19 protein-coding genes and 1 tRNA gene are annotated in these 20685 nt (G+C 70.2%); 13 read left to right on the top strand and 7 right to left on the bottom strand.

The genetic code is table 11. The features are described 5' to 3' along the window. Window positions 1-106: 106 nt before the first annotated feature. A tRNA-Gly gene (locus tag AB0M43_RS11950) sits at window positions 107-179 on the bottom strand. 40 nt (window positions 180-219) lie between these two features. Next, window positions 220-1191 (bottom strand): glutathione S-transferase C-terminal domain-containing protein, encoded by a 972-nt coding sequence (locus AB0M43_RS11945; RefSeq protein WP_363723679.1) that lies wholly within the window; start codon window positions 1189-1191, stop codon window positions 220-222. A gap of 112 nt (window positions 1192-1303) precedes the next feature. Between AB0M43_RS11945 and AB0M43_RS11940 the strand changes: the two genes are divergently transcribed. The 5 genes from AB0M43_RS11940 (at window position 1304) to AB0M43_RS11920 (ending at window position 5486) form a co-directional block, all read left to right on the top strand. Beyond that, complete coding sequence (locus tag AB0M43_RS11940; RefSeq protein WP_363723677.1) at window positions 1304-1996, top strand: response regulator transcription factor; 693 nt, start codon at window positions 1304-1306, stop codon at window positions 1994-1996. 1 nt (window position 1997) lies between these two features. Then, window positions 1998-3398: a HAMP domain-containing sensor histidine kinase gene (locus AB0M43_RS11935; protein ID WP_363723675.1), complete on the top strand. Its 1401-nt coding sequence runs from the start codon at window positions 1998-2000 to the stop codon at window positions 3396-3398. Between the two features lie 125 nt (window positions 3399-3523). Continuing rightward, a complete protein-coding gene (locus AB0M43_RS11930) occupies window positions 3524-3904 on the top strand; it encodes a hypothetical protein (protein WP_363723673.1) in 381 nt (126 codons plus the stop codon). A gap of 260 nt (window positions 3905-4164) precedes the next feature. Then, entirely contained in the window at window positions 4165-4632 is a 468-nt protein-coding gene (locus AB0M43_RS11925; RefSeq protein WP_363723671.1) for a hypothetical protein, read from the top strand. After that, the gene (locus tag AB0M43_RS11920; protein ID WP_363723669.1) at window positions 4626-5486 is read left to right on the top strand and encodes a methyltransferase domain-containing protein; all 861 of its coding nucleotides are present in this window, start codon (window positions 4626-4628) and stop codon (window positions 5484-5486) included. The genes AB0M43_RS11925 and AB0M43_RS11920 overlap by 7 nt, the downstream gene beginning before the upstream one ends. A gap of 63 nt (window positions 5487-5549) precedes the next feature. On the opposite strand, the gene AB0M43_RS11915 is transcribed toward AB0M43_RS11920, so the two are convergent. Together AB0M43_RS11915 and AB0M43_RS11910 are read right to left on the bottom strand one after the other, a co-directional pair. Continuing rightward, window positions 5550-6599, bottom strand: coding sequence for a methyltransferase (locus AB0M43_RS11915; protein ID WP_363723667.1), 1050 nt, complete (start codon window positions 6597-6599; stop codon window positions 5550-5552). A gap of 105 nt (window positions 6600-6704) precedes the next feature. Then, entirely contained in the window at window positions 6705-7175 is a 471-nt protein-coding gene (locus AB0M43_RS11910) for a hypothetical protein (RefSeq protein WP_363723665.1), read from the bottom strand. Window positions 7176-7402: 227 nt separating this feature from the next. Here AB0M43_RS11910 and AB0M43_RS11905 point away from each other — a divergent pair, with 227 nt between their 5' ends. From AB0M43_RS11905 to AB0M43_RS11895, 3 genes are read left to right on the top strand one after another with little or no spacing between them, the layout of a single operon-like run. Continuing rightward, window positions 7403-7576 (top strand): hypothetical protein, encoded by a 174-nt coding sequence (locus AB0M43_RS11905; protein ID WP_363723663.1) that lies wholly within the window; start codon window positions 7403-7405, stop codon window positions 7574-7576. 9 nt (window positions 7577-7585) lie between these two features. Beyond that, a complete protein-coding gene (locus tag AB0M43_RS11900) occupies window positions 7586-8359 on the top strand; it encodes an arylamine N-acetyltransferase (RefSeq protein WP_363723661.1) in 774 nt (257 codons plus the stop codon). A gap of 6 nt (window positions 8360-8365) precedes the next feature. Continuing rightward, window positions 8366-8758: an ASCH domain-containing protein gene (locus AB0M43_RS11895; protein WP_363723659.1), complete on the top strand. Its 393-nt coding sequence runs from the start codon at window positions 8366-8368 to the stop codon at window positions 8756-8758. A gap of 22 nt (window positions 8759-8780) precedes the next feature. Here AB0M43_RS11895 and AB0M43_RS11890 read toward each other — a convergent pair whose 3' ends face one another. After that, the gene (locus tag AB0M43_RS11890) at window positions 8781-9425 is read right to left on the bottom strand and encodes a phosphoribosyltransferase family protein (RefSeq protein WP_363723657.1); all 645 of its coding nucleotides are present in this window, start codon (window positions 9423-9425) and stop codon (window positions 8781-8783) included. 117 nt (window positions 9426-9542) lie between these two features. Here AB0M43_RS11890 and AB0M43_RS11885 point away from each other — a divergent pair, with 117 nt between their 5' ends. From AB0M43_RS11885 to AB0M43_RS11875, 3 genes are all read left to right on the top strand, one after another. Then, a complete protein-coding gene (locus AB0M43_RS11885) occupies window positions 9543-12293 on the top strand; it encodes a M36 family metallopeptidase (RefSeq protein ID WP_363723655.1) in 2751 nt (916 codons plus the stop codon). Further along, window positions 12290-12892 (top strand): class I SAM-dependent methyltransferase, encoded by a 603-nt coding sequence (locus AB0M43_RS11880; RefSeq protein WP_363723653.1) that lies wholly within the window; start codon window positions 12290-12292, stop codon window positions 12890-12892. Before AB0M43_RS11885 ends, AB0M43_RS11880 begins: the two co-directional genes overlap by 4 nt. 396 nt (window positions 12893-13288) lie before the next feature. Continuing rightward, window positions 13289-15721, top strand: a complete 2433-nt coding sequence (locus AB0M43_RS11875; RefSeq protein WP_363723651.1) for a hypothetical protein — start codon at window positions 13289-13291, stop codon at window positions 15719-15721. A 258-nt stretch (window positions 15722-15979) separates the two neighbouring features. Here the strand turns inward: AB0M43_RS11875 and AB0M43_RS11870 are convergent, their stop codons facing one another. Both AB0M43_RS11870 and mug read right to left on the bottom strand, forming a co-directional pair. Further along, window positions 15980-17026 (bottom strand): DUF3644 domain-containing protein, encoded by a 1047-nt coding sequence (locus tag AB0M43_RS11870; RefSeq protein ID WP_363723649.1) that lies wholly within the window; start codon window positions 17024-17026, stop codon window positions 15980-15982. 136 nt (window positions 17027-17162) lie between these two features. Next, window positions 17163-17708: a G/U mismatch-specific DNA glycosylase gene (gene mug / locus AB0M43_RS11865; protein WP_363723647.1), complete on the bottom strand. Its 546-nt coding sequence runs from the start codon at window positions 17706-17708 to the stop codon at window positions 17163-17165. A gap of 86 nt (window positions 17709-17794) precedes the next feature. On the opposite strand from mug, the gene AB0M43_RS11860 reads away from it, so the two are divergent. Both AB0M43_RS11860 and AB0M43_RS11855 read left to right on the top strand, forming a co-directional pair. Then, window positions 17795-18208, top strand: a complete 414-nt coding sequence (locus AB0M43_RS11860; RefSeq protein WP_363723645.1) for a DNA-binding protein — start codon at window positions 17795-17797, stop codon at window positions 18206-18208. A gap of 139 nt (window positions 18209-18347) precedes the next feature. Then, entirely contained in the window at window positions 18348-20684 is a 2337-nt protein-coding gene (locus AB0M43_RS11855) for a M4 family metallopeptidase (RefSeq protein WP_363723643.1), read from the top strand. Window position 20685 lies beyond the last annotated feature (1 nt).

Here is a 20685-nt window from a genome sequence, read left to right as displayed (position 1 = left end):
CGACGACCGTGCGCCCGGCCCACCCGGCGCCGGCCACCCGCGCCGGCCCACCACACGAGAAAGCCCGCCGCCACCGAAGTGGCCACGGGCCCGGGTCGATCAGAAGAGCGGATGACGAGATTCGAACTCGCGACCCTCACCTTGGCAAGGTGATGCGCTACCAGCTGCGCTACATCCGCGTGTCGGCCCGGTCAGGTGCCCCTTGCCGACGGGTGAACTTTACCGGACCTCGGCACCGGGGACAAAACGGGGTCCCCGGCCGTGCGGGGCGGTGAAGTCGGGCACCGGGCCGGCCGGCACGATCCGGGACGGGTTGAGGGCCGGCTGGGTGCGGAAGTAGTGCCGGCGGATGTGGTCGAGGTCGGTGGTGCCGCCGAACGCGGGGATCGCGTACAGGTCGCGGGTGTAGGCCCACAGGTGGTCGTAGTCGGCGAGGCGGCGCAGGCTGGCCCGGAAGTGCGGCGCGTACACGGCGTCGAAGCGGGCCAGGGTCACGTACAGCCGGACGTCGGCCTCGGTGAGCTGGTCGCCGAACAGGAACCGGCGGGTCGACAGCCGCTCCTCCAGCTCGTCGAGGGTCGTGAACACCGTGGCGACGAAGCGGTCGTAGGAGCCCTGCGAGCGGGCGAATCCGCACCGGTACACCCCCTTGTTGACCGTGGTGTAGATCTTCGCGTTGAGGGCGTCGATCCCGGGGCGCAGCGCCGCCGGGTACAGGTCGAGCGGGGTGGCCCAGGCGTCGAACGCGCGGCCCAGGTCGAGGCTCAGGTCCGGGTAGTTGTTGGAGACGATCACGCCCTTCTCCCGGTCCCACAGCACGGGCACGGAGACGTGGCCGTCGAAGCCGGGGTCGGTGGCCCGGTAGGCGTCGCGGAGCAGTGCGAAGTCGTTGACCGGGTCGGCGACGTCCCGGAAGGCCCAGCCGCGCCCGTCGCGCACCGGGTCGAGCACGGTCATGCCCACCACGTCGTCGAGGCCCTTGAGGGCGCGCACGATGATCGACCGGTGCGCCCACGGGCAGGCGAGGGACACGTACAGGTGGTACCTGCCCGGCTCGGCGCGCCAGCCGCTGCTCCCGTCGGCCGTGACCCGGCCCAGGAAGTGGCCGGGCGGCGCGTCCCGGGGGCCGGCCGGGGGCGTGAAGGCGTAGTCGCCGTACGTCGCGAAGTCCACCGGGCTGGCCACAGGCATGAGATCACTGTAGGTCGATGGAAAGCCCGCCGACGACTCGCAGAGAGCCACAGGAAATTCCCAAGATCTCCGACCAGGGTGTACCCGTGGGCGCGTGCGGGATGATGAGAGCGTGACACGGGCGTGGCGGATCCTGGTGGTGGACGACGACCCGGCGATCGGCCGGGCGCTGGGCCGGGGCCTGTCCCTGGCCGGCTTCGTCGTCGAGCTGGCCTCCGGCGGGTGGCAGGCCCTGGAGCTGGTCGCCTCGGCGGCCCCCGACGCGGTCGTCCTCGACGTGTCCATGCCGGACATCTCCGGCATCGAGGTGTGCCGCCGCCTGCGCGCGGCGGGCTGTGACCTGCCGGTCCTGATGCTCTCCGCCCTCGACGAGGTGGACGACCGGGTCGCCGGCCTGGCCGCCGGGGCCGACGACTACGTGGTGAAGCCCTTCGCGATCGCCGAGGTCGAACTGCGGCTGGCCGCCCTGGTCCGCCGGGTCGGGGCCGCCCCGCACGGCGTGCACCGGGTGGGCGGGCTCGTGGTCGACACCGACGCGCGCCGGGTCACGTTCGACGGCACCCCGGTGGAGCTGACCCGGCGCGAGTTCGACGTGCTGGAACTCCTCGCCCGCAACGCCGGCATCGTCCTCGGCCGGTCCCAGGTCCTCGAACGCGTCTGGGGCTACGATTTCGACGTGCGCACGGACGCGGTGGACACGATCATCTCGTACCTGCGGCGCAAGCTGGAGGCCGACGGCCGGCGCCGGATCCTGCACACCGTGCGCGGCACCGGCTTCGTCCTCCGCGACGACGGGAACTGGTGACATGCGGCTGTCCACCCGGTTCGCGCTCCTGGCCGCCGTCGCGGTGCCCGTCCTCGTCCTGACGGCCAGCTTCGGCCTGCTCGCCTGGCTGCGCGCCGACCTGCGCCTCGAACGCGACGACCGGCTGCGCGACCGGGCCGTGGCCGCCTTCGCCGCCCCCGACGTGGCCAGCGTGGTCGGGGCCGGCGGGGTCATCGTCGGCACCCGGGCGGGGGAGCGGGCGGTCGGCGAGGTCCCCGCCGGTGGCCGCCTCCCCAACCGGACCGGCCCGTTCACCCTGACCAGCGGCGGCCAGGTCTGGCGCGGGTACGCCGTCACCGGCCCCGACGACCGCCGCGCCTACGCCCTGGAACCCAACGCGGCCCTCACGAACCGGCTCGGCCAGCAACGCCGCCGGATGTACGTGGTCGCGGGCCTGTCCGTCCCGTTCGCCGCCCTGGCCGGCTTCGTCCTCGGCAGCGCGGCGACCCGGCCGTTGCGCCGGCTCCAGCGGCGCGCGGCGGTCGCCGGCCGGGAGCCCGGTTCCCGGATGGACCTGGACACCGGGGTCGCCGAGGTCGACGACCTGGCCCGCGCCCTGGACACCAGCCTGGCCCAGCGCGACGCCCAGCAGGCCCGCACGGCGCACGCGCTGAAGGCGGCCCGCTCGTTCGCCGCCGCCGCCGCGCACGAGTTGCGCACGCCGCTGACCAGCATGCGTACCAATCTGGAACTGCTCTCCCACCCCCGGCTCTCGGAACCGGAACGCGGCGAGGTGCTCGCGGACCTGACGACCGAGCACGCCCGGATGCTGGGGCTGCTCAGCGTGCTGCGGGCGCTGACCCACGCGGAGCTGGCCCAGCCGGAGCAGTTCGTCCGCACGGATCTGGTGGAGATCGCGGGGGCGGCGGTGGAGTCGGCGGGGCGGCGGCATCCGGCGGCGGAGTTCCGGCTGGTGGGGGAGGGCCCGGTGCCCGCGGACTGCTGGCCCGACGGGATCCGGATGAGCCTGGACAACCTGCTCGACAACGCGGTGCTGCACGGGGCCTCGCCGGTGACGGTGGAGATCTCCGTGGCGGGCCCCGCGACTTCCGACGCGGCCGGCCCGGCACCCGCGACCAGCGGCGCGGCCGGCCCGGCACCCGGGGCCAGCGGCCCGCCGGCCCCCGGCGGCGTCGTCACCCTCAGCGTCGCCGACTCCGGCCCCGGCATCCCCCCGTCCGACCGGGTCGGCGTCTTCGAACGCTTCCACCGCCGCCCCGGCAGCCCCGGCTCCGGCCTCGGCCTGACCCTCGTCGCCGAGGTCGCCGAACTGCACCGGGGCACGGTCACCATCGGCGGGGAGCGCGGCGCCCGCCTCGAGGTCCGGTTCCCGGCCACCGGCGGCCCGGCCCCCGTGGACTGGCTCCGGATCGGATCCTGACCTGGGGGCCGGGCGGGCCCGCCGGACACCGGATAGGCTTCTGACCTCCCAGTATTTCCCCAAGGAACACCCCTACCGTCAGGGACGGGCCGGCGCGACCGGACTCCGACGACGAGGAGCACACGATGTACAAGAAACTGGCGATCGTCGGCGGTACCGCCCTGGTGGTCCTCGGCGGCGCGGCCATCCCGGCGCTCGCCGGCCCCGGCGGCGGGGACAAACCGGTCACCCGGGACGCGAAGGGCTGCCAGCTCGCCCGCGACCTGCGCCCCGTCCTCGACGACCGGCTCGCCATCATCAACGGCGACGCCACCCAGCGCGGCTCCGTGCCGTGGATCAGGGCGGAGGCGGCCAGGGCGCGCGCCGCCGGCGACACGAAGAAGGCGGACAAGCTCGACGCGGCGGCCACGAAGCGGGGCGACCGGGCGAAGAAGATCGAGACCCGCAAGACCAGGCTCGACAAGACCATCACCTGGTGTACGGCCAACGGCTTCCCCGCCAAGTAGTTTCCGCCCCGGCTCCCGGCCCGGTACCCGACGAAGGTCGCGTCCCGCCGGGAGCCGTTTCGTCGGGTGCCCCACGGGTGGACCGCGCGCGGGGTCCGGCTCCACCCCGTGTGGACGGTGCGACGAACCCGCGAACTCCACCGTGCCGTCGGGAAAGTTGAGCCCTTCCGGCGATGTGAGACGTCTCAGGCCGCACGTAACGTGTGCGGACCTGACAGTCACTGCCGAGGAGTCCCGTGCCCTGCCGGACGTGTGGAACCGTGTCGCCCACGGAGTCGCCGCGCTGCCTCGTCTGCCCGCCGCCCGAAGCGCCCGCCACGAGGCTGCTCGGCCCGGGCGGGTGGGCGGCCGTCGTCCACACTGGCCTGGCCGCCGCCCTCTTCCTCTACTTCTTCGTCGCCGCCGACTACGGCGCGGCGGCGCTCGAAGCGTACGAACTGGGCATTGTCGCGGAATACAAGGCCGCGTTGGCGGCGTCGGACACCGCCGAGTTCACCGCGCTGGGTGTCTACGCCCTCGCCGCCCTGTGCTGCGCCCTCATGGTCCACCAGGTCACCGCCGCCCAGCGCGGCCGCCGGACGGACCTCCCCGTCGTGGCCAGCCCCACCTCCACCGCCGAGCGGCCCCGCTCCCTGGTGGAGGCCGCCCCGCTCCCCCCTCGCGGTCCACCCCTCCACACCGTCGCGGCCTCCGTCGACGCCGTCCCGTCAGGAGTTCCGTCATGGTAGGTCCGAGTCTGCTGCTGTACTTCCAGCCCGAGCTAAACGGGTGGCGCGAGCTGGGCAGATGCTGTTGTGTGGCGGACGTGTCCAGTACCGAGACAGTGCCCCAGGTCTTCGACCGCCTCGCCGGGGACTACGACGAGCATCTTCCCTTCTTCACCGAGTTCGGCCGGGAGTTCCTCCGGGTCCTACGGCCGGGCGCGGGGGCCCGGTTCCTGGACCTGGGCTGCGGCCACGGCGCCCTCATCGGGTGGGCGCTGGAGGCCGGCTGCCGGGTCACGGCCGTCGACGCGGCCCCGGCCATGGTCGACCGGGTCGCGAGGCTGCACCCGGGGGCCTTCGAGACCCGGGTGATGGACGCCCACGTCCTCGACCTCCCCGACGGTTCCTTCGACACCGTGGCGGCGAGCTTCGTGTTCTCGCTCCTCGACGACCCGGGTGCGGCGGCCCGCGAGGTCCGGCGGGTCCTCGTCCCCGGCGGGGTCTTCGCGCTGACCACCCCGGCGGAGCCGCTCGACGCGGACGGCCCGACCGACCTGGCCGGGGAGCTGTTCGGCGAGTTCGCCGAGCACCAGGGCGAGGGCTGCACGATGGGGGCGCCGCTCGACGCGCGCGCCCTGCTGGTGGACGGGGGTTTCACCGACATCCGCGAGGAGCACATCGAGGTGCGGATCCCGGTCCCCGACCCGGAGACGTTCTGGCGGTGGCTGTCCTCGCACGGTTCGGCGGCCTATCTGGAGCGGCTGCCGGCCGACCGGCGGGCGGAGTTCCACGACCGGCTGGTGAAGGACCTGGCGAAGAAGGACGCCATCATCCTGTACCGGGCGGCCACGGTCACCTCGGGCCGCGCGCCGGAGTAGGGCGCGGCCCCGCGGTACCCGAACGAGGGTCGTGGGGGTGGGTCGTGGCCCGCCCCCACCGCCTCAGACCCGGGTGGCCCGCACGATCCCGTGCGGGGTCCACGCCGAGCAGTCCGTGAACTCCGCGTTGTCGAAGCCGGCTTCCTTGGCCCATTCCAGGTACCGCCCGGCGGGGTAGATCATGCCGCCCTCGGCGGGGATCGCGGTGAAGTAGACGCTGTCGAGGGCGGCCATCACGGGCCCGGTGCCGTCGTCGCGGGACATGGAGCTGAACACGACGACCTGGCCGCCGGGTTCCAGCGCCTCGTGCGCTCGGCGCAGCAGCGCGACGTTCTCCTCGGGCGTCCAGATGACGAGCTGGTGGGAGAACAGGACGCAGTCGTGGCCGCGGGGCAGGTCGTCGGTGAACATGTCGGCGGCGTGCACGGTCACCCGGTCGGTGAGCCCGGCCTCCTCGACCCGGCCCCGGGCCACGTGCAGGTTCTCGGGGAGGTCGACGACGGTGACGAACAGGTGCGGGTACGCCTCGGCCAGCGCGAGGGCGTTGACCCCGTCGCCGCCGCCCATGTCGAGCACCCGGGACACGGAGTCGAAGTCGACCCGTTCCACGAGCGACCGGTTGGCGAGCTCGGACCAGGAGCGCATGTACCGGTAGAACACGCCGCCGAGGAACTCGTCCTCGGCGAGCCGGTGGTACAGGTCCGGGCCCTCGCCGGGCACCCGGCGCAGCCCGACGTTGGCGTTGGCGCGCAGGGACTCGGTGTAGTCGACCTGGCCGGCGTAGACGACGTACTGCTCGAAGCCGACGACGTGCGCGAACCGGTCCCAGTCGCCGGACGCGAACAGGGCGTCCACGACGGCGCAGTTGCTGTAGGAGCCGGCGCTCAGGGTGGTCAGCCGCAGGCTGGTGGTGCCGAGCAGCAGGGTGTCCACGGCGCGGTCGGCGAGGCCCAGCCGGCGGGCGATCTCCTCGCGGGTCCGACCCGGTTCGGTGTGCAGCAACTCGAAGAGGCCGAGCTCACAACCGGCCCGCAGCTGCTGGAACGCCGCCGCGCCGAACAGCAGGAGTGTCAGGTCGTCGGGCGTGAGTGGGTTCGCGTTCTCGAGTCGCACGTCTGGGTCCTTCCGGGAGGGTGAAGGCCGGCGTCGTGGCATTTCGGGCACCGACAACGCAAGGTAGCGATGCGCGCACTCCCGAGTCAATGGCAGTTCTGTCCACTAGGGATGAGTGAGGCGTTCGAGTGTCCTGATGCGACGGTGGACGATGATCAGCGGTACGAGGCCGAGGATTCCGAACGACATGTCGACGAGCTGCCACCAGCCGGGGATGCCCCGGATCGGTCCGCAGATCAGGGTCAGGGGCACGATCGCGACGCACGCGATCATCCCGAACTGGACGACCCAGATGTTGCGGACCGGGTCGCGGAGCGGGCCCCAGAAGGCGACGGCGATCACGAGGTGGGCGAAGGCGAGCCAGTCGGTGCCGTACGCCATGAAGGGGTAGTCGCGGTTGGTGACCCGGATGCCCTCGGTGACGTGGTCGATCCAGGTGACGAGGAAGTCGGGTGCCGGCAGGGTGTGCAGGACCGCCGCGAGCCACCGGGTCTCGGTCTCCAGGGGGAAGGCCGTCAGCCCGCTCGCCACCAGTCCGATCATGAACAGGACCAGCCAGAACCGGATCGTCCGCATTGCGGCCACCTCTCAGTTGAACGTGTTCAAGTAACGTAGCAGGGCTCTTTTGAACGCGTTCAAGGGGGCGTGGGGTCCGCGTGTAAGTCGGATGTAAGCGCGGGTCGGCACACTGACGGGGCGTCGAGCGGGCGGCGCTCGGAACGGGGGAGGTGTGCGGTGGTCGGCACTGTCGCGCGCCGCGTGGGCCAGCGCCTCGGGGGCGCTGGATGCTGGGGTGGCCGCCCGTGACGCACCACGGCTGCCCGGGGCGGCCCGCCCGGGCCGGGGATCCCGGGCCGCTCACCGCCCGGCTCGTCCTGACCGGGGCGCGGCGCGGGCGGCCGGTCGCGCTGACGTTCCGGCTGGTCAGTGCGGAAAGACCGGACCCTTTCGGGGTACGCGAGGCCCCGCCCGCCTAGCATGACCGGGTGGACGAGCGACAGATCGACGCGTACCTGGACCGGATAGACGCGGCCCGCCCCGAGCGGGTCGACGGGGCGGCGTTGCGGGAGCTGCACGTGCGGCACCTGCGCGCCGTTCCCTTCGAGAATCTCAGCATCCACCTCGGCGAGCCGATCGGCCTCGACGAGGACGCGCTCTACGACAAGATCGTCACCCGGCGGCGCGGCGGCTTCTGCTACGAGCTCAACGGGCTGTTCGCCGCCCTGCTCACCGGGCTCGGCTTCCCTGTGACCCTGCTGTCGGCGAAGGTGCACGGCGGCGACGGCTACGGCCCGCCGTTCGACCACCTGGCCCTCGCCGTGCGGGCCGAGGGGCTGTGGCTCGCCGACGTCGGGTTCGGCCGGCACAGCCACTACCCGCTCAGCCTCGACGTGCCCGGCGACCAGGCCGACCCGGACGGGGTGTTCCGGCTGGTCCCGGCCGAGTTCGGCGACACCGAGGTGCTCCGCGACGGCCGCCCCGAGTACCGGCTGGAGGCCCGGCCCCGCGCGCTGGCCGACTTCGCCCCGACGTGCTGGTACCAGCAGACCTCGCCCGACTCGCACTTCACCCGGTCGCTCGTCTGCTCCCGGCTCACCGGCTCCGGCCGGGTCACCCTGAGCGGCTCCACGCTGATCCACACGGCCGGCGACGACCGGACCGAGCGGGTCCTGGCGCCCGACGAGGTGCTCGCCGCGTACACAAGGGAGTTCGGGGTTGTTCTGGACCGGATCCCTTCCGTCGCCGGTCCCGTAGGCTGACGAGCCATGTGGGGGAGAATCGACGGACTGCGCACCTTGGACCTCGGCACGCCCGGTGACCTGCGCACCCGGCTCAACGCCCTGGTGCTGCTCGGCCGCAAGCGCGCCACGGCCGGCCTGATGGACCTGGACTACCTGGACGAGGCCGAGCGGCCCGAACACGTCGGCGAGCGCCTCGTGCTCGTCGACGACGTCGGCGACCGGGTCGCGGAGGTCGAGGTGACCGACGTGGAGCTGACCCGGCTCGGGGAGGTGACCTGGGAGTTCGCGGACGCGCTCGGCGAGGGGTTCACGACCGTGCTGGAGTGGCGGCGCACCTACGAGGAGTACTGGGCGAAGCGCGGCCAGGAGGTCGACGACCGGTCCCGGGTGGTGTGCGTGCGGTTCCGGCTGGTCTGACGGGCGCGGCCGGCCCGGTACCTCACGGGGCCGGCGCGTGTCCGGGGGCCAGGAGTTCGAGCACCTCGGCGTCGGTGACCTGCTCGAAGTCCTCGTAGCCCAGGCCGACGGCGAGGAACTGCCACGGCACCTCCGGGCAGATCACGCCGTCCGCCTCCGCCAGTACCAGGTCCATGGCCTCCGGGGAGCCGACCGGCACGGCCACGACCACCCGCTCCGCGCCCAGGATCCGGGCGACCGCGACGGCGGCCCGGGCGGTGGCCCCGGTCGCCAGGCCGTCGTCCACGACCACGGCGGTGCGGCCGCCGAGCCGGGGCGGGGGCCGGCCGGCCCGGTAGAGCCCCTCGCGGCGGACCAGTTCCGCCGCCTCGTGCCGTTCGACGGCCGCCATCTCGCGCTCGTCGAGGTGCACCGCGATGTCCTCGTTGACGATCCGGACCCCGCCCGGGCCGAGCGCGCCGAACGCGACCTCCGGGGCCCCGGGCACGCCGAGCTTGCGGACCACGAGCGCGTCGAGGGGGAGGCGCAGCGCGCCGGCGAGGGCGGCGGCCACCGGTACCCCGCCGCGGACCAGGCCGAGGACCAGCGGCTCCGGGCCCAGGTCGGCCTCGGCGGCCACGAGTTCGGCGAGGACGAGCCCGGCGTGTTCGCGGTCGCGGTACCTCACCTCCCTTTTCTACGCCGCGCCCCGGGGCCTCGCGGGGGAATGGCCAGCCCCGCGTGTTCCCCTCCGGAAATCGCCCATTCCAGTCGTAGAGTGGGCGAAACTGGATGAGGAGGCGCAATGCGTACACCCCGGACGCGGCGGGCAGCTGTCGCCGTCATGGTCACCGCCCTCCTCGGCGCGGCACTGTCCGCCGCCCCCGTCAGCGCCGCGCCGCCGGCCGCCCCGCCCGGGATGCCGCCCGGCGCGTGGACCCCGCCGGAACCCGGGGCCCGGCCCGGCGACTACGACGCCCGCCAGGTCACCGCGCGCCCCGAGGCCAGCACGCCCCGGACCGCCCGCGACGAGATCCAGATCGACCCCCTGACGGGTACGCCCCGGCTCGTCGCCCCGCTCGACGGGTTCCTGACCGGGCCGGGCCGGGCCGAACCCGCCACGGTCGCGCTGAACTACCTCCGCGACCATCCCGACCTGTTCGGACTGTCGCCCCGGGAGGTGGCGGCCCTGGCCGTCGGCCGGGAGCACACCGACCCGGAGGGTACCCGTCATCTGAGTTTCACCCAGCACGTCGGGGGCGTGCCGGTGTTCGGCAACGGGGTCCGCGCGCACGTGTCCCGGGACGGCCGGCTCGCCCAGGTGGACGGCTCCCCGGTCCGGCTGCTGCCGGCCCGCCTCCCGGCGCCCCGCCTGACCGCCGCCGAGGCCCGCGCCACGGCCGCCCGCGACGTGTCCGGCACGTCACGGGCCCCCGCCGACGCCCAGCCCGTCGTGTTCCCCACCGCCGAGGGCCCCCGGCTCGCCTGGCGCACCGTCCTGCGCGCCGAGAGCTACCTGCACGTGGTCGACGCCGACACCGGGCGGATCCTGTTCCGGCGCGACCTCCGCCAGCACGACACCGGCCTGGCCTGGTCGAACCACCCCGGCGCGCCGAAGGGCGGCAAGCAGCAGGTCCGCGACCTGACCGGCCCCGGCTGGCTCCCGGCCGGCGCGAAGACCCTGAACGGGAACGTCGCCCACGTGCACCTCGACCTCGACGACGACGGCGAGGCGGCCCCGGCCGAGGAGATCGGACCCAGCGCGCCGGGGCGGTTCCACTACCCGTTCCGCGACACCAACAAGGCGGTCGGCACGCCGTGCGCGGCGGCGTACCCGTGCACGTGGGATCCGGCGAAGGCGAGGTCCTGGCAGGCCAACGCCGCGCAGAACGCCGTCCAGCTCCTCTACTTCGCCGGGGTCTTCCACGACCACCTGGCCGCCGCCCCGATCGGCTTCTCCCGGGCCGCCGGCAACTTCGACGGCCGCGACGGCGACGCGGTGACCATCGCGGCCCTCGACGGCGCGGCCACCCTCGACGGCCTGCCCGACGCCGACCACCGCAACAACGCCAACATGTCCACCTTCCCGGACGGCACCCCGCCCCGGATGCGGATGTACCTGTTCCAGGACGACCCGTACGTGGCCGCCAACTCCGGGGACGTGGCCGACATCGTCTACCACGAGTACGCGCACGGGCTGTCCAACCGGCTCGTGGTCGACGTCAACGGGGTGTCCACCCTCGGCGGGCTGCAGGCCACGGCCCTGGGCGAGGCGTGGAGCGACTGGTACGCGATGGACCTGCTCGTCAGCCAGGGTGACGTCGCCGACACGCCCGCCGACGGGGATGTCGCCATGGGGCGCTACATCAGCCACGGCGAGGACGCCCTGCGCACCCAGCCGCTGGACTGCACCGTCGGGAAGGTCTCGAAGGCGTGCCCGGAGGGCGGGTACACCTACGGGAAGTACGCGAAGGTCGCCGGCCGGCCCGAGTCGCACGCCGACGGCGAAATCTGGGCCGAGACCCTGTGGGACCTGCGCACCGCGCTCGGCGGCCCGCTGACCCGCAACCTCGTCACCCGGGCCATGGAACTGTCCCCGGCCAACCCGTCCTACCTGGACGAACGCAACGCGGTCCTCCGCGCCGACCGGCTCGTCTCCGGCGGACGGAACACGGCCGCGATCTGGAAGGTGTTCGCCGCGCGCGGGATGGGCTGGTACGCCGGCACGTACGACGTGGACGACACCGCGCCCGTCGAGGACTTCAGCACCCCGCCGCCGGCCGGGAAGCCGGGCACCCTGACCGGGACCGTGACCGACGCGGGCACCGGGAAGCCGCTGTCCGGGGCGACCGTCGTGTTCGGCGGGCACCGGCAGACCGTGGCCGGCGGGTACGTGGGCGTGGCCGACGGCGACGGCACGTACCAGGTCCGCAACATCCGTCCCGGTCGGTACCCGGCCGTGTCCGCCACCGCGCCCGGCTACGACCGCTCCGGCGACCTACTGACCGTGGCCGCCGGCCCCAACACCCGGGACTGGGCGCTCCGCCGCGACTGGGCGGCGACCTCCGGCGGCGCGACGCTCGGCGCGTTCACCGGCGACGACTACTCCGGCGACGGCTGCGGGCCGGGCGGGCTGCTGGACCAGTCCCTGGGCAACGGCTGGGTGGCCGACGCGGTGGCCGTACCCGGCGGCATCGAACCGCGGGTCATGACCCTCGGCCTGCCCTCGGCCGTGGACGTCACCGAGGTCACCGTCGACCCGGCCGCCGCGTGCGGGGTCGGCCCCAGCGGCTCGGTCGGCGACTACCGGCTGGAGACCTCGGCGGACGGGGTCACCTGGCGCGCCGCCGCCAGCGGGCACTTCGGGGTGGCCGACCGCAACCGGCCCACCGCCGTGCCGCTGGCCGCCGGGACCGGGGCGGGGGTCCGGTGGATGCGGTTCACGATGGCCGGCAACCAGCTGGCCGACGCGGGCGGCACCTGCCCCGGCGCGTTCTCGGCCTGCACGTACGTATCGGCCTCCGAACTCGTCGTGCACGGTACGGTCAGCCCATGAGTCGCTGGAGCGAGGTGGCGGGCGGGGACCCGGGAGTGCGGTACGCGGCGCGGTTCGCCGACCTGGCCGCCTCGGGGGCCGACGTGCACGGCGAGGCGCGGCTGTGCGCCCGACTGGTGCCGCCCGGGGCCCGGGTGCTCGACGCCGGCTGCGGCACCGGCCGGGTGACGGTCCGCCTCACCGAACTCGGCTACGCGTGCGTCGGAGTGGACCTCGACGCCTCCATGCTCGCCGAGGCGCGCCGCGCGGCCCCCGACCTGCGCTGGGTCCTCGCGGACCTCGCCGATCTCGACCTGCCCGTCCGCGACTTCGACCTCGTGGTGGCCGCCGGGAACGTGGTGCCGCTGCTGGCGCCCGGCACGGAACCGCACGCCGTCGCCCGGCTCGCCGCGCACCTGCGACCGGGCGGCCTGCTGGTCGCCGGCTTCGGCCTGGACCCCGCGCACCTTCCACTGGCGTCGGCCCCCGTGGACCTCGCCGCCTACGACACCTGGTGCGCCGACGCGGGCCTGCTCCCCACGGAGCGGTACGCGACCTGGGAGGGCGCGCCCTACGACGGCGGCCCGTACGCGGTGAGCGTGCACCGCCTGGCCGGCTAGGCGCCCACTTCCGCCCGCAGCTTCCCGAACTCCTCCACCAGCCGCTCCACCGTGTAGTGCGCGTTGAGGCCGCTGAACACCTGGTGTTACGGACGGCGGGGAGCGAGAACATCAATTTGGAGGCGCGACGTCGTCAAGCTGCTGGCGGAGAAGATCATCGTTCGGCCAGGACATCAGGACAAGACGAATTGGGGCGGACATCGATTCGATCCCAGCATGATCGACGTCAAGTGGAAGGTCTGACGGCCAACGCTCGAACCTTCAGACAATTGGGCTCGAACTGCAAATACGTAGGTCGAGCCCAATTGCCTAAAGTGAACTTTGCAAGCTGAACTAGAGGGACGGAGGAGGCACAACCGACGGATCTGGGATGTATGTTGCGGAAGTGAGGACTCGATGAGCAGCAAGCGGCAGCGGAAATCGCGTCACGCGAAGCGACGGTATGCCAGCAAGCGGCAACCAGCCTCGCATCTGGGCCTTACTTGGTCCCCTGAGATACCTGTCGCAGAGGCAGCTAGCCGGCTTGCCAGATACGTGCGTGCTGCCAGCAGCGACGCGGAGGCGGCCAAGAACGCCCGGACGGACCTGAGGGCTGAGATCGACAACGTTGCTCGACTGGCCTGCGGTCTCGATGTAATCAAGGCTGTTTCTGCCGCCCGAGTAGCCATGATCATGGAACGTTCCCTTACCGGCGCTGATCAGGCGGTTGCCAGCCTGGAACTTATCGCGTTGGCTTTGGTCTGCCGGGACTCAGCTAGCGGCAGCGGCGATGTTATGACCGAAGTGGATTCGTCCAGGTTCTTGCCGCCTGCACTTGAGGCTGCAGCGCAAGAGGCTCTGGCGGTGGGCAGCATGATCGTTCTCTTTGACACGCCGCGATCTGATCCAGACAGCAAGATGCTCGTCTATTCAGTGCAACGCGAGATCTACCTTCGCAATCCAGTGTATCCACATATGCTGCTCGACACTCTGCGTGGACTGTTCGGTAGTGCGGCTGTGAATCATGACTGCCAAGCAGTGCTCGGGTTCACTGGTCTGGAAGCAGTCAATGTAATGGAGGCCGTCTGGGTGTTCTCGGTGGCGGAGTTAGGCCAGCGCTTCAAGCGGATGCTGGACGCCAGAGATGCGAGCGTCCCGTTCATCGAGGCGTGGGATGAAACCCAGCCGCAGTCAGAGGAGGCTCGCGCTGCCGCATGGGAGGTGTATGAGGCTGTACAGGATCTCACATCGAATATTGACCAGGCAACTGTCATTGATGCGGACGCTGTCGCCCAGCGCACCGGCTATGGACGCGCCACAGTGGATGCCGTACTCGACGTATTCACTCTTGTCGGTCTAACTGATGTAGATGAGACATTCGAGCGGTTCTTCCGGGGTGACAACCCATTGCGAACTGCGCCGATTGTGGCCGACCCGCAAGGACGGCGAATGGTCGTTCATGAAGCGTTGACGCTACCGGCAATTCGGGAAGTCATCGAGACAAGACTCAAAGCGGCTGGTCGGATGATCGCTTACGAAGAGCACCGTGGCGAATGGGTTGAGAACGACGCTCTAGATCTACTAGCCAGTGTGTTTCCGTCAGCCCAAGTCTACCGAGCATTCAATTACTATATTCCTGACCCGGCTGCAACTACGCCACAGACCAGCCCGGAAAAATTCACGAAGCGAGTCGAAGGTGATGGGCTCATCATCATAGATGATGTTGCACTAATCATTGAGGTGAAGTCTGTAGCGCTGACAGCTGAAGCGCGTGGCGGTATAGTCCGCCGCCTGAGAGGCAAGCTACGCGATATCATCACGGCGGCAGCCAACCAGGCGGAGCGACTTCGAGAGCGCATCATCACAGATGGCCGGATTCGACTCGATGACGGTAAGTGGATCGATGTCAGTGGTGTTCGCGAGACGCACACAATCGCCGTTGGCCTCGAAGATCTCTCTGGTGTTACAACTGCGACAACGATGCTGATCGCGGCAGGACTGCTTCAGTCGGACAACATACCCTGGACTGTATCGGTTCACGATTTGAGAATCGTGACTGAGTTGCTTGATCGTCCTAGCGAGTTGTTGCTCTACCTTCGGCGCCGGACCCAGGCGGAGGCGACTTGGAAATATCGAGCAGTAGATGAGCTGGACCTTTTTCTCCATTTCCTGACGCGGGGCCTCTATGTTGAACCCGACCCGAACAAGCTGGCAGCATCAGCGCCGTGGTCTGGGCCGCCAACGACGGCAGATCTGCGCCGATTTGCCGCACAAGGCCCAGAGATGATCCGCAGTTACACCGAACCACTCGACGCCTGGTATGAAGCGCAACTCGATTCGAAGGGCGAGCTGGTGGAAAAGCCGAAGCTCGCCGCAGACCAGCGGCTTCTCGACCTTGTAGACATGGTTATCAAAACCAAAGAATCCGGTTGGCTCGCCACAGCCACATCCCTTTTGGAGGGGGATGGAAGGGTGCAAAAGACATTCGGGAGGCATGCTGCAGACATCGCAAAGCACGTCCGTCGAGATCGGCAACGCCATTCGGTGACGCACCTCATGGCTGAAGTCTCCGGAAAGCATGTACTGCTGGTCTGGGTATGCCACGGCTTGGACGAAAGTGCAGACAATGCAGCTTCTTCGTTGGTGGACTACCTGCAGGCCAAGAAGCATCAGGCGCGCGCGCACCGCGCTGCCTGTATGCTCTTCGACCCTACAGGCACGAAACTCCTGCGGTTGCTGTATGACAACCGCCCTATAGGGACAGATCCAGTTCTCGACAAAGCTGTAGCGAACCTTGTGCCGCTCGAAAAGATGAAAAGAGCTTCATCGCGACCCATCCGCCCTGTGTAGAGGCCGCTGATTCAGCAACCCACTTCCTTGTGGGGAAATTCCGTGCGTTCGTTGCGGATCATGGCGCGGGAGCGGCGCGCGTTGCCAGATGGCCCACTGAGCGGTGGCCCTTCGCAGATCGCGAAACACATCAACCAGGCTTGGTGTCGGTCCATCGATCGTTGAGTCCGCTGGGCGGCGTCTAATTCAGGTGCTCATGCCGTGCATGTAAGACTCTCTCTGCTCAGTGCTGAAAGGTTGCCTGCTTGGGTAGAGGGACTACCTCTTCACCCGCGGTTCCTTGCCGAAGAAGTTGCGGTACTTCTCGACTGTGCCGACCTCACTGATGACCCTCTTCACCCAGGCGGCCTTGTAGGTGTAGGTCTTGAACGTCTCGCTGTAGACACAATACCGAGCGTCCGTGCCATACGGGTCTGCACAATTTTGGGCGGGCCGTACACCGAGCCTCCGCCACATTTCCGTGTGCTCTGGATGAACGTGGAACTCGAAGGGGAGCTGCTCTTCTACAAGGCGAGCGACCTGCCCTGGAAGCAGCTTGTCTTTGTCCGCCACCTCGACATGCTTAACCTTGGTAATCACCGTGCCGAGGCGTCCAGCCTCGACCATGATCGTCCGCTCCGCCTCATTCAGGTCGTCGAGCTTGACAAAATCTATTGCTAGGTCGGCGTCCGTCTTCGAGCCGACGATGGGGATGAGTCGGACGCGGTAGTCGTACTTGAGATCTTCGAGGACGGCGGGGTCGATGGCGGCCTCGAACCTCGCCACGAGATCGCGGGTCTTCTGGGGGAGCTTCTTCGCTGCCTCCTGAAGCTGTTCCCGTCCATCAGCGGTGAGTGCCTGCACGGAGATCGGAAAGCGGAGCCGATCAGCCAGGCTGTACATGACGCCGAAGTGCGCCACCATCTCTTGCTCATAGTTCATGACGAGCGCCTGCGCCTTGCCACCTGTCGCGATCTTCAGGTTGTGCTCATACCGGTGCTCCACCTTGTTGCGGAGTGCCACGAAGAGCTCTGCATTCAGGCGCACGGCGTCGGCACTGTTGGTGTAGCGCTGCTTCAGGCACCATTCCAGGTCCCATGCCTTCGGCTCTCCGTCGATCAAGACGAGCTGGCCGGTCTTGGAGTCTCTGTAGTGGTAGTCGATCTTCGCCTTATGGAACTCCGCGTGAAGGAGGTAGTGCCATGCCTTGTGCATGTGCGTGAGGAAGTCGGAGAAGTCGCCGCCTGAGAGGTTCCACTCGTCAACTGCCTTCAGGGCATGGCGGTGCGACTCCATGAGGATGTGGTGCCACCGAGCGTATGCCATGTCGTGCGTCCTTCGCCTCAAAGGAAGGATCGCACTTACGGCCTCCCTGGGACGCGGGATTCACTCGACTCGCCGCAGCGCAAATGCCCTGCTGCAAGATCGAACAGGTGCTGAGCAGCGCATGTTGCTGGATGGTCTACTGGTCCGTGGCCTCTCGCAGCTCGCGAAACGCCTCCACAAGCCTGGGTGTAGTCCAGTGAGCGTTGAGCCCGCTGGGGTTGGGGAGCACCCATACCCGGGTGTCGCCGAGCGGCGCGGGCTGCGGGCCGACCGTCGCGGCCGGGGTGCCGAACGCCCACCGGTACGCCCCGACGCCGAGCACCGCCAGCCACGCCGGCCGGTACTCCTCCAACTTCGCGACCAGGGTCTTCCCGCCGGCCACCAGTTCCTCGTAGCCGATCTCGTCGGCCCGGGCGGAGGCGCGCGCGACGAGGTCGGTGAGGCCGAGCCGGTGGTCGGGCAGGGTGCCGCTGTCGGCGGGGGACAGCTGCTCCGGCGTGAACCCGGACCGGTGCAGCACGGGCCAGAACCGGTTGCCGGGCCGGGCGAAGTGGTGCCCGACGGCCGCCGACCACAGGCCCGGGTTGATGCCGCAGAACACGACGTCGAGGTCGGGGGCGAGCACGTCGGGGATCGTCCGGCCGGCGGCCGCCGCGACCTCGGCGGGGGTGGGCTTGTCCATCCGTGGATGGTAGCCCGCCATGACTTGAACAGATCGTTCACAACATTTAGTTGACAACAATGGGTGTACGCCGTCAGGGTGGACCCATGACCGAGAACCCCTTCGCCGCGCCCGACCCCGAGCAGAACCGGTCCTGGCGCGAGTTCGCCGCCCTCCAGCGGATCAGCGAGCGGCACTCCGCCGCCCCGCCCGCCAACCCGTGGCTCGACCAGCTCGGCCTCACCCTGGAGCCGGTCGAGGCCGTCGAGCGGGTCGTGCGCGGCGCGGCCGGCGGCCCGGCGGCCGAGGGTGCCCCGGCGGTCGACACCGACGACCTCGTGGCCGCCCTGACCCTGGTCCCCCGGGTGCGGGCCGGTGTGGACGAGCTGGAGATGGGCCTGCTCCAGCTGGCCCGGGGCCGGGGTCTGACCTGGCAGCAGATCGCGTTCGGCCTCGGGCTGGGCACGCCGCAGGCGGCCCGGCAGCGCTACGAGCGCCTGGTGGGCCGCGCGGCCCCGTGACGTCCGGGGTGTCCGAAGAGGTCGGACGCCCGAATTCCTATGGACAACATAAGGGTTGGTTACGGTTCCGTTAAACATGCAACTGCTTCGATGTATTTGCCGCACACGCGCGGTCTCTCACCCCTCAAGGGAGAAATGCATGAAGCGCAGAACGATGACGGCCGGGCTATCCCTGGCCGTGTTCGCGGGAGTGGCGCTCACCCTCGCCGCCGCACCCGCCACCGCGACGAACACCACCGACCACAACCTCGGTGACGCTCGCTCGCTCGCCGTTTCCGCCGCCGACCGGGCCGCCGCCAGCGGCCTCGACGCCCTGGCCAAGGGCCCGTTCGAGGCGTACGCGCAGCGCTCGGTGACCCCGTGGGTCAACGGCCTGTTCGCGATCGACTACGACCGCACCTACCGGGGTCTCCCGGTCGTCGGGGGCGACGCTGTCGTGCTCGCCGACGCCCAGGGCCGGGTCAAGGGCACCACCTCGGCGACCTCGGCGCGGATCGACCTGTCGGTCACCCCGTCGGTCACCGCGGCGGCGGCCGAGGCCACCTCGCGCGGCCAGCTGGCCAGCGTGGACCGGGTCGACTCCAGCCGGCTCGTGGTCCTCGTCCGCGGGGACAGCACCCGGCTGGCGTGGGAGACCACGATGACCGGCCTGACCGAGACGTCGCCGAGCCACCTGCACGTGTGGGTCGACGCGCAGACCGGCAAGGTGCTCTCGAAGCACGACGACGTGGTGTCCGGCTCGGGTACGGCCAAGTGGAGCGGCCCGAACCCCCTCGCCTTCGACACGACGCAGTCCGGCGGCACGTACACGATGAAGGACCCGACCCGCACGGGCGTCGAGTGTCAGGACTACTCGACCAACACCGTCTTCTCCGGCCCGGACGACAACTGGGGCAACGGGGACGGCACCAGCAGGGAGACCGGCTGCGTCGACGCCCTGTACGCGGCGCAGAAGGAATGGGACATGCTCTCGTCCTGGCTGGGCCGCAGCGGCTTCAAGGGCAACGGCACCGGCTTCCCGGTCAAGGTCGGCCTCAACGCCGTCAACGCGACCTGGAACGGCTCGTTCGTGTCGATCGGCAAGAACAACGCCGGTTCGTGGATCGGTTCCATGGACGTCGTCGGCCACGAGTACGGGCACGCGATCGACTCGAACACCCCGGGTGGCGCCAACCACGAGAGCGGGCTCGGCGAGGCCACCGGTGACATCTTCGGCGCGCTGACCGAGGCCTACGCCAACCAGGCCGCCCCGTACGACGACCCGGACTTCCTGGTCGGCGAGAAGATCAACCTCTCCGGCAACGGCCCGATCCGCAACATGGCCAACCCGTCGCTGGTCAACAACCACCCGAACTGCTACTCCTCGGCCATCCCGAACACCGAGGTGCACGCGGCGGCCGGCCCGCTGAACCACTGGTTCTACCTGATGTCCCAGGGCACCAACCCGGCCGGTGGCCCGGTCAGCCCGACCTGCAACAACACCACCCTCACGGGCATGGGCATCCAGAACGCCGGCAAGATCTTCTACGGCGCCATGCTGACCAAGGTGTCGGGCCAGACCCACGCGAAGTACCGGACCGGCACCCTGACCGCCGCGAAGAACCTCGACTCGACCTGTGGTCTGTTCAACAAGACCAAGGCCGCGTGGGACGCGGTCAGCGTTCCGGCGCAGACCGCCGACCCGACGTGCTCCGGCACGCCGTCGAACGACTTCTCCCTCGCGCTGAACCCGGCGTCGGGCGCTGTCAACCCGGGCGCCTCGGCGACCTCGACCGTGAACACGTCCACCACCTCGGGCAACGCGCAGACCGTGAACCTGACCGCGAGCGGCGCGCCGGCCGGCGTGACCGTGAGCTTCAGCCCCTCGTCGGTCACCTCGGGCGCGTCGTCCACGATGACCGTCGCGACCACCTCCTCGGCCGCGCCGGGCACGTACACGATCACGGTGACCGGGACCGGTACGGCCACCCACACCGCGACGTACAGCCTGACCGTCAACGGCGGCCCGGGCTGCACCGGTGCCGGCCAGAAGCTCGGTAACCCGGGCTTCGAGGACGCCACCGCCACCCCGTGGACCGCCTCGACCGGAGTGGTCCGGGCCAGCACGACCGCGCAGCCGGCGCACGGCGGCACCAAGCTCGCGCTGCTGGGCGGCAAGGGCACCACCAACACCACCACCCTGTCGCAGCAGGTGGCGGTCCCGGCCGGCTGTGCCAGCTACAGCCTGTCGTTCTGGCTGCACATCGACACCAAGGAGACCACCACCTCGGTGCAGTACGACAAGCTGACCGTCAAGGTCGGTAGCGCCACCCTGGCCACGTACAGCAACCTGAACAAGGCCGCCGGGTACGCGCAGAAGACGTTCGACCTGGCCGCGTACGCGGGCCAGACCGTGACGATCACCTTCACCGGTACCGAGGACGCCTCCCTCGTGACCAACTTCGTCGTCGACGACGCCGCCCTCACGGTGTCGTAGC

It is taken from the genome of Longispora sp. NPDC051575 (genome assembly GCF_040681875.1).
Classification (GTDB): domain Bacteria; phylum Actinomycetota; class Actinomycetes; order Mycobacteriales; family Micromonosporaceae; genus Longispora.
Note: the sequence above shows the minus strand (reverse complement) of the source record. Positions and strands in the feature narration are given on the sequence as shown.

What these genes read in the sequence shown, in the direction of transcription:
- AB0M43_RS11945 (WP_363723679.1), bottom strand. Translation starts at nt 1,191, where the DNA reads ATGCCTGTGGCCAGCCCGGTGGACTTCGCGACGTACGGCGACTACGCC.
- AB0M43_RS11935 (WP_363723675.1), top strand. Translation starts at nt 1,998, where the DNA reads ATGCGGCTGTCCACCCGGTTCGCGCTCCTGGCCGCCGTCGCGGTGCCC.
- AB0M43_RS11930 (WP_363723673.1), top strand. Translation starts at nt 3,524, where the DNA reads ATGTACAAGAAACTGGCGATCGTCGGCGGTACCGCCCTGGTGGTCCTC.
- AB0M43_RS11920 (WP_363723669.1), top strand. Translation starts at nt 4,626, where the DNA reads ATGGTAGGTCCGAGTCTGCTGCTGTACTTCCAGCCCGAGCTAAACGGG.
- AB0M43_RS11910 (WP_363723665.1), bottom strand. Translation starts at nt 7,175, where the DNA reads ATGCGGACGATCCGGTTCTGGCTGGTCCTGTTCATGATCGGACTGGTG.
- AB0M43_RS11895 (WP_363723659.1), top strand. Translation starts at nt 8,366, where the DNA reads ATGTGGGGGAGAATCGACGGACTGCGCACCTTGGACCTCGGCACGCCC.
- AB0M43_RS11885 (WP_363723655.1), top strand. Translation starts at nt 9,543, where the DNA reads ATGCGTACACCCCGGACGCGGCGGGCAGCTGTCGCCGTCATGGTCACC.
- AB0M43_RS11880 (WP_363723653.1), top strand. Translation starts at nt 12,290, where the DNA reads ATGAGTCGCTGGAGCGAGGTGGCGGGCGGGGACCCGGGAGTGCGGTAC.
- AB0M43_RS11875 (WP_363723651.1), top strand. Translation starts at nt 13,289, where the DNA reads ATGAGCAGCAAGCGGCAGCGGAAATCGCGTCACGCGAAGCGACGGTAT.
- AB0M43_RS11870 (WP_363723649.1), bottom strand. Translation starts at nt 17,026, where the DNA reads ATGGCATACGCTCGGTGGCACCACATCCTCATGGAGTCGCACCGCCAT.
- mug (WP_363723647.1), bottom strand. Translation starts at nt 17,708, where the DNA reads ATGGACAAGCCCACCCCCGCCGAGGTCGCGGCGGCCGCCGGCCGGACG.
- AB0M43_RS11860 (WP_363723645.1), top strand. Translation starts at nt 17,795, where the DNA reads ATGACCGAGAACCCCTTCGCCGCGCCCGACCCCGAGCAGAACCGGTCC.
- AB0M43_RS11855 (WP_363723643.1), top strand. Translation starts at nt 18,348, where the DNA reads ATGAAGCGCAGAACGATGACGGCCGGGCTATCCCTGGCCGTGTTCGCG.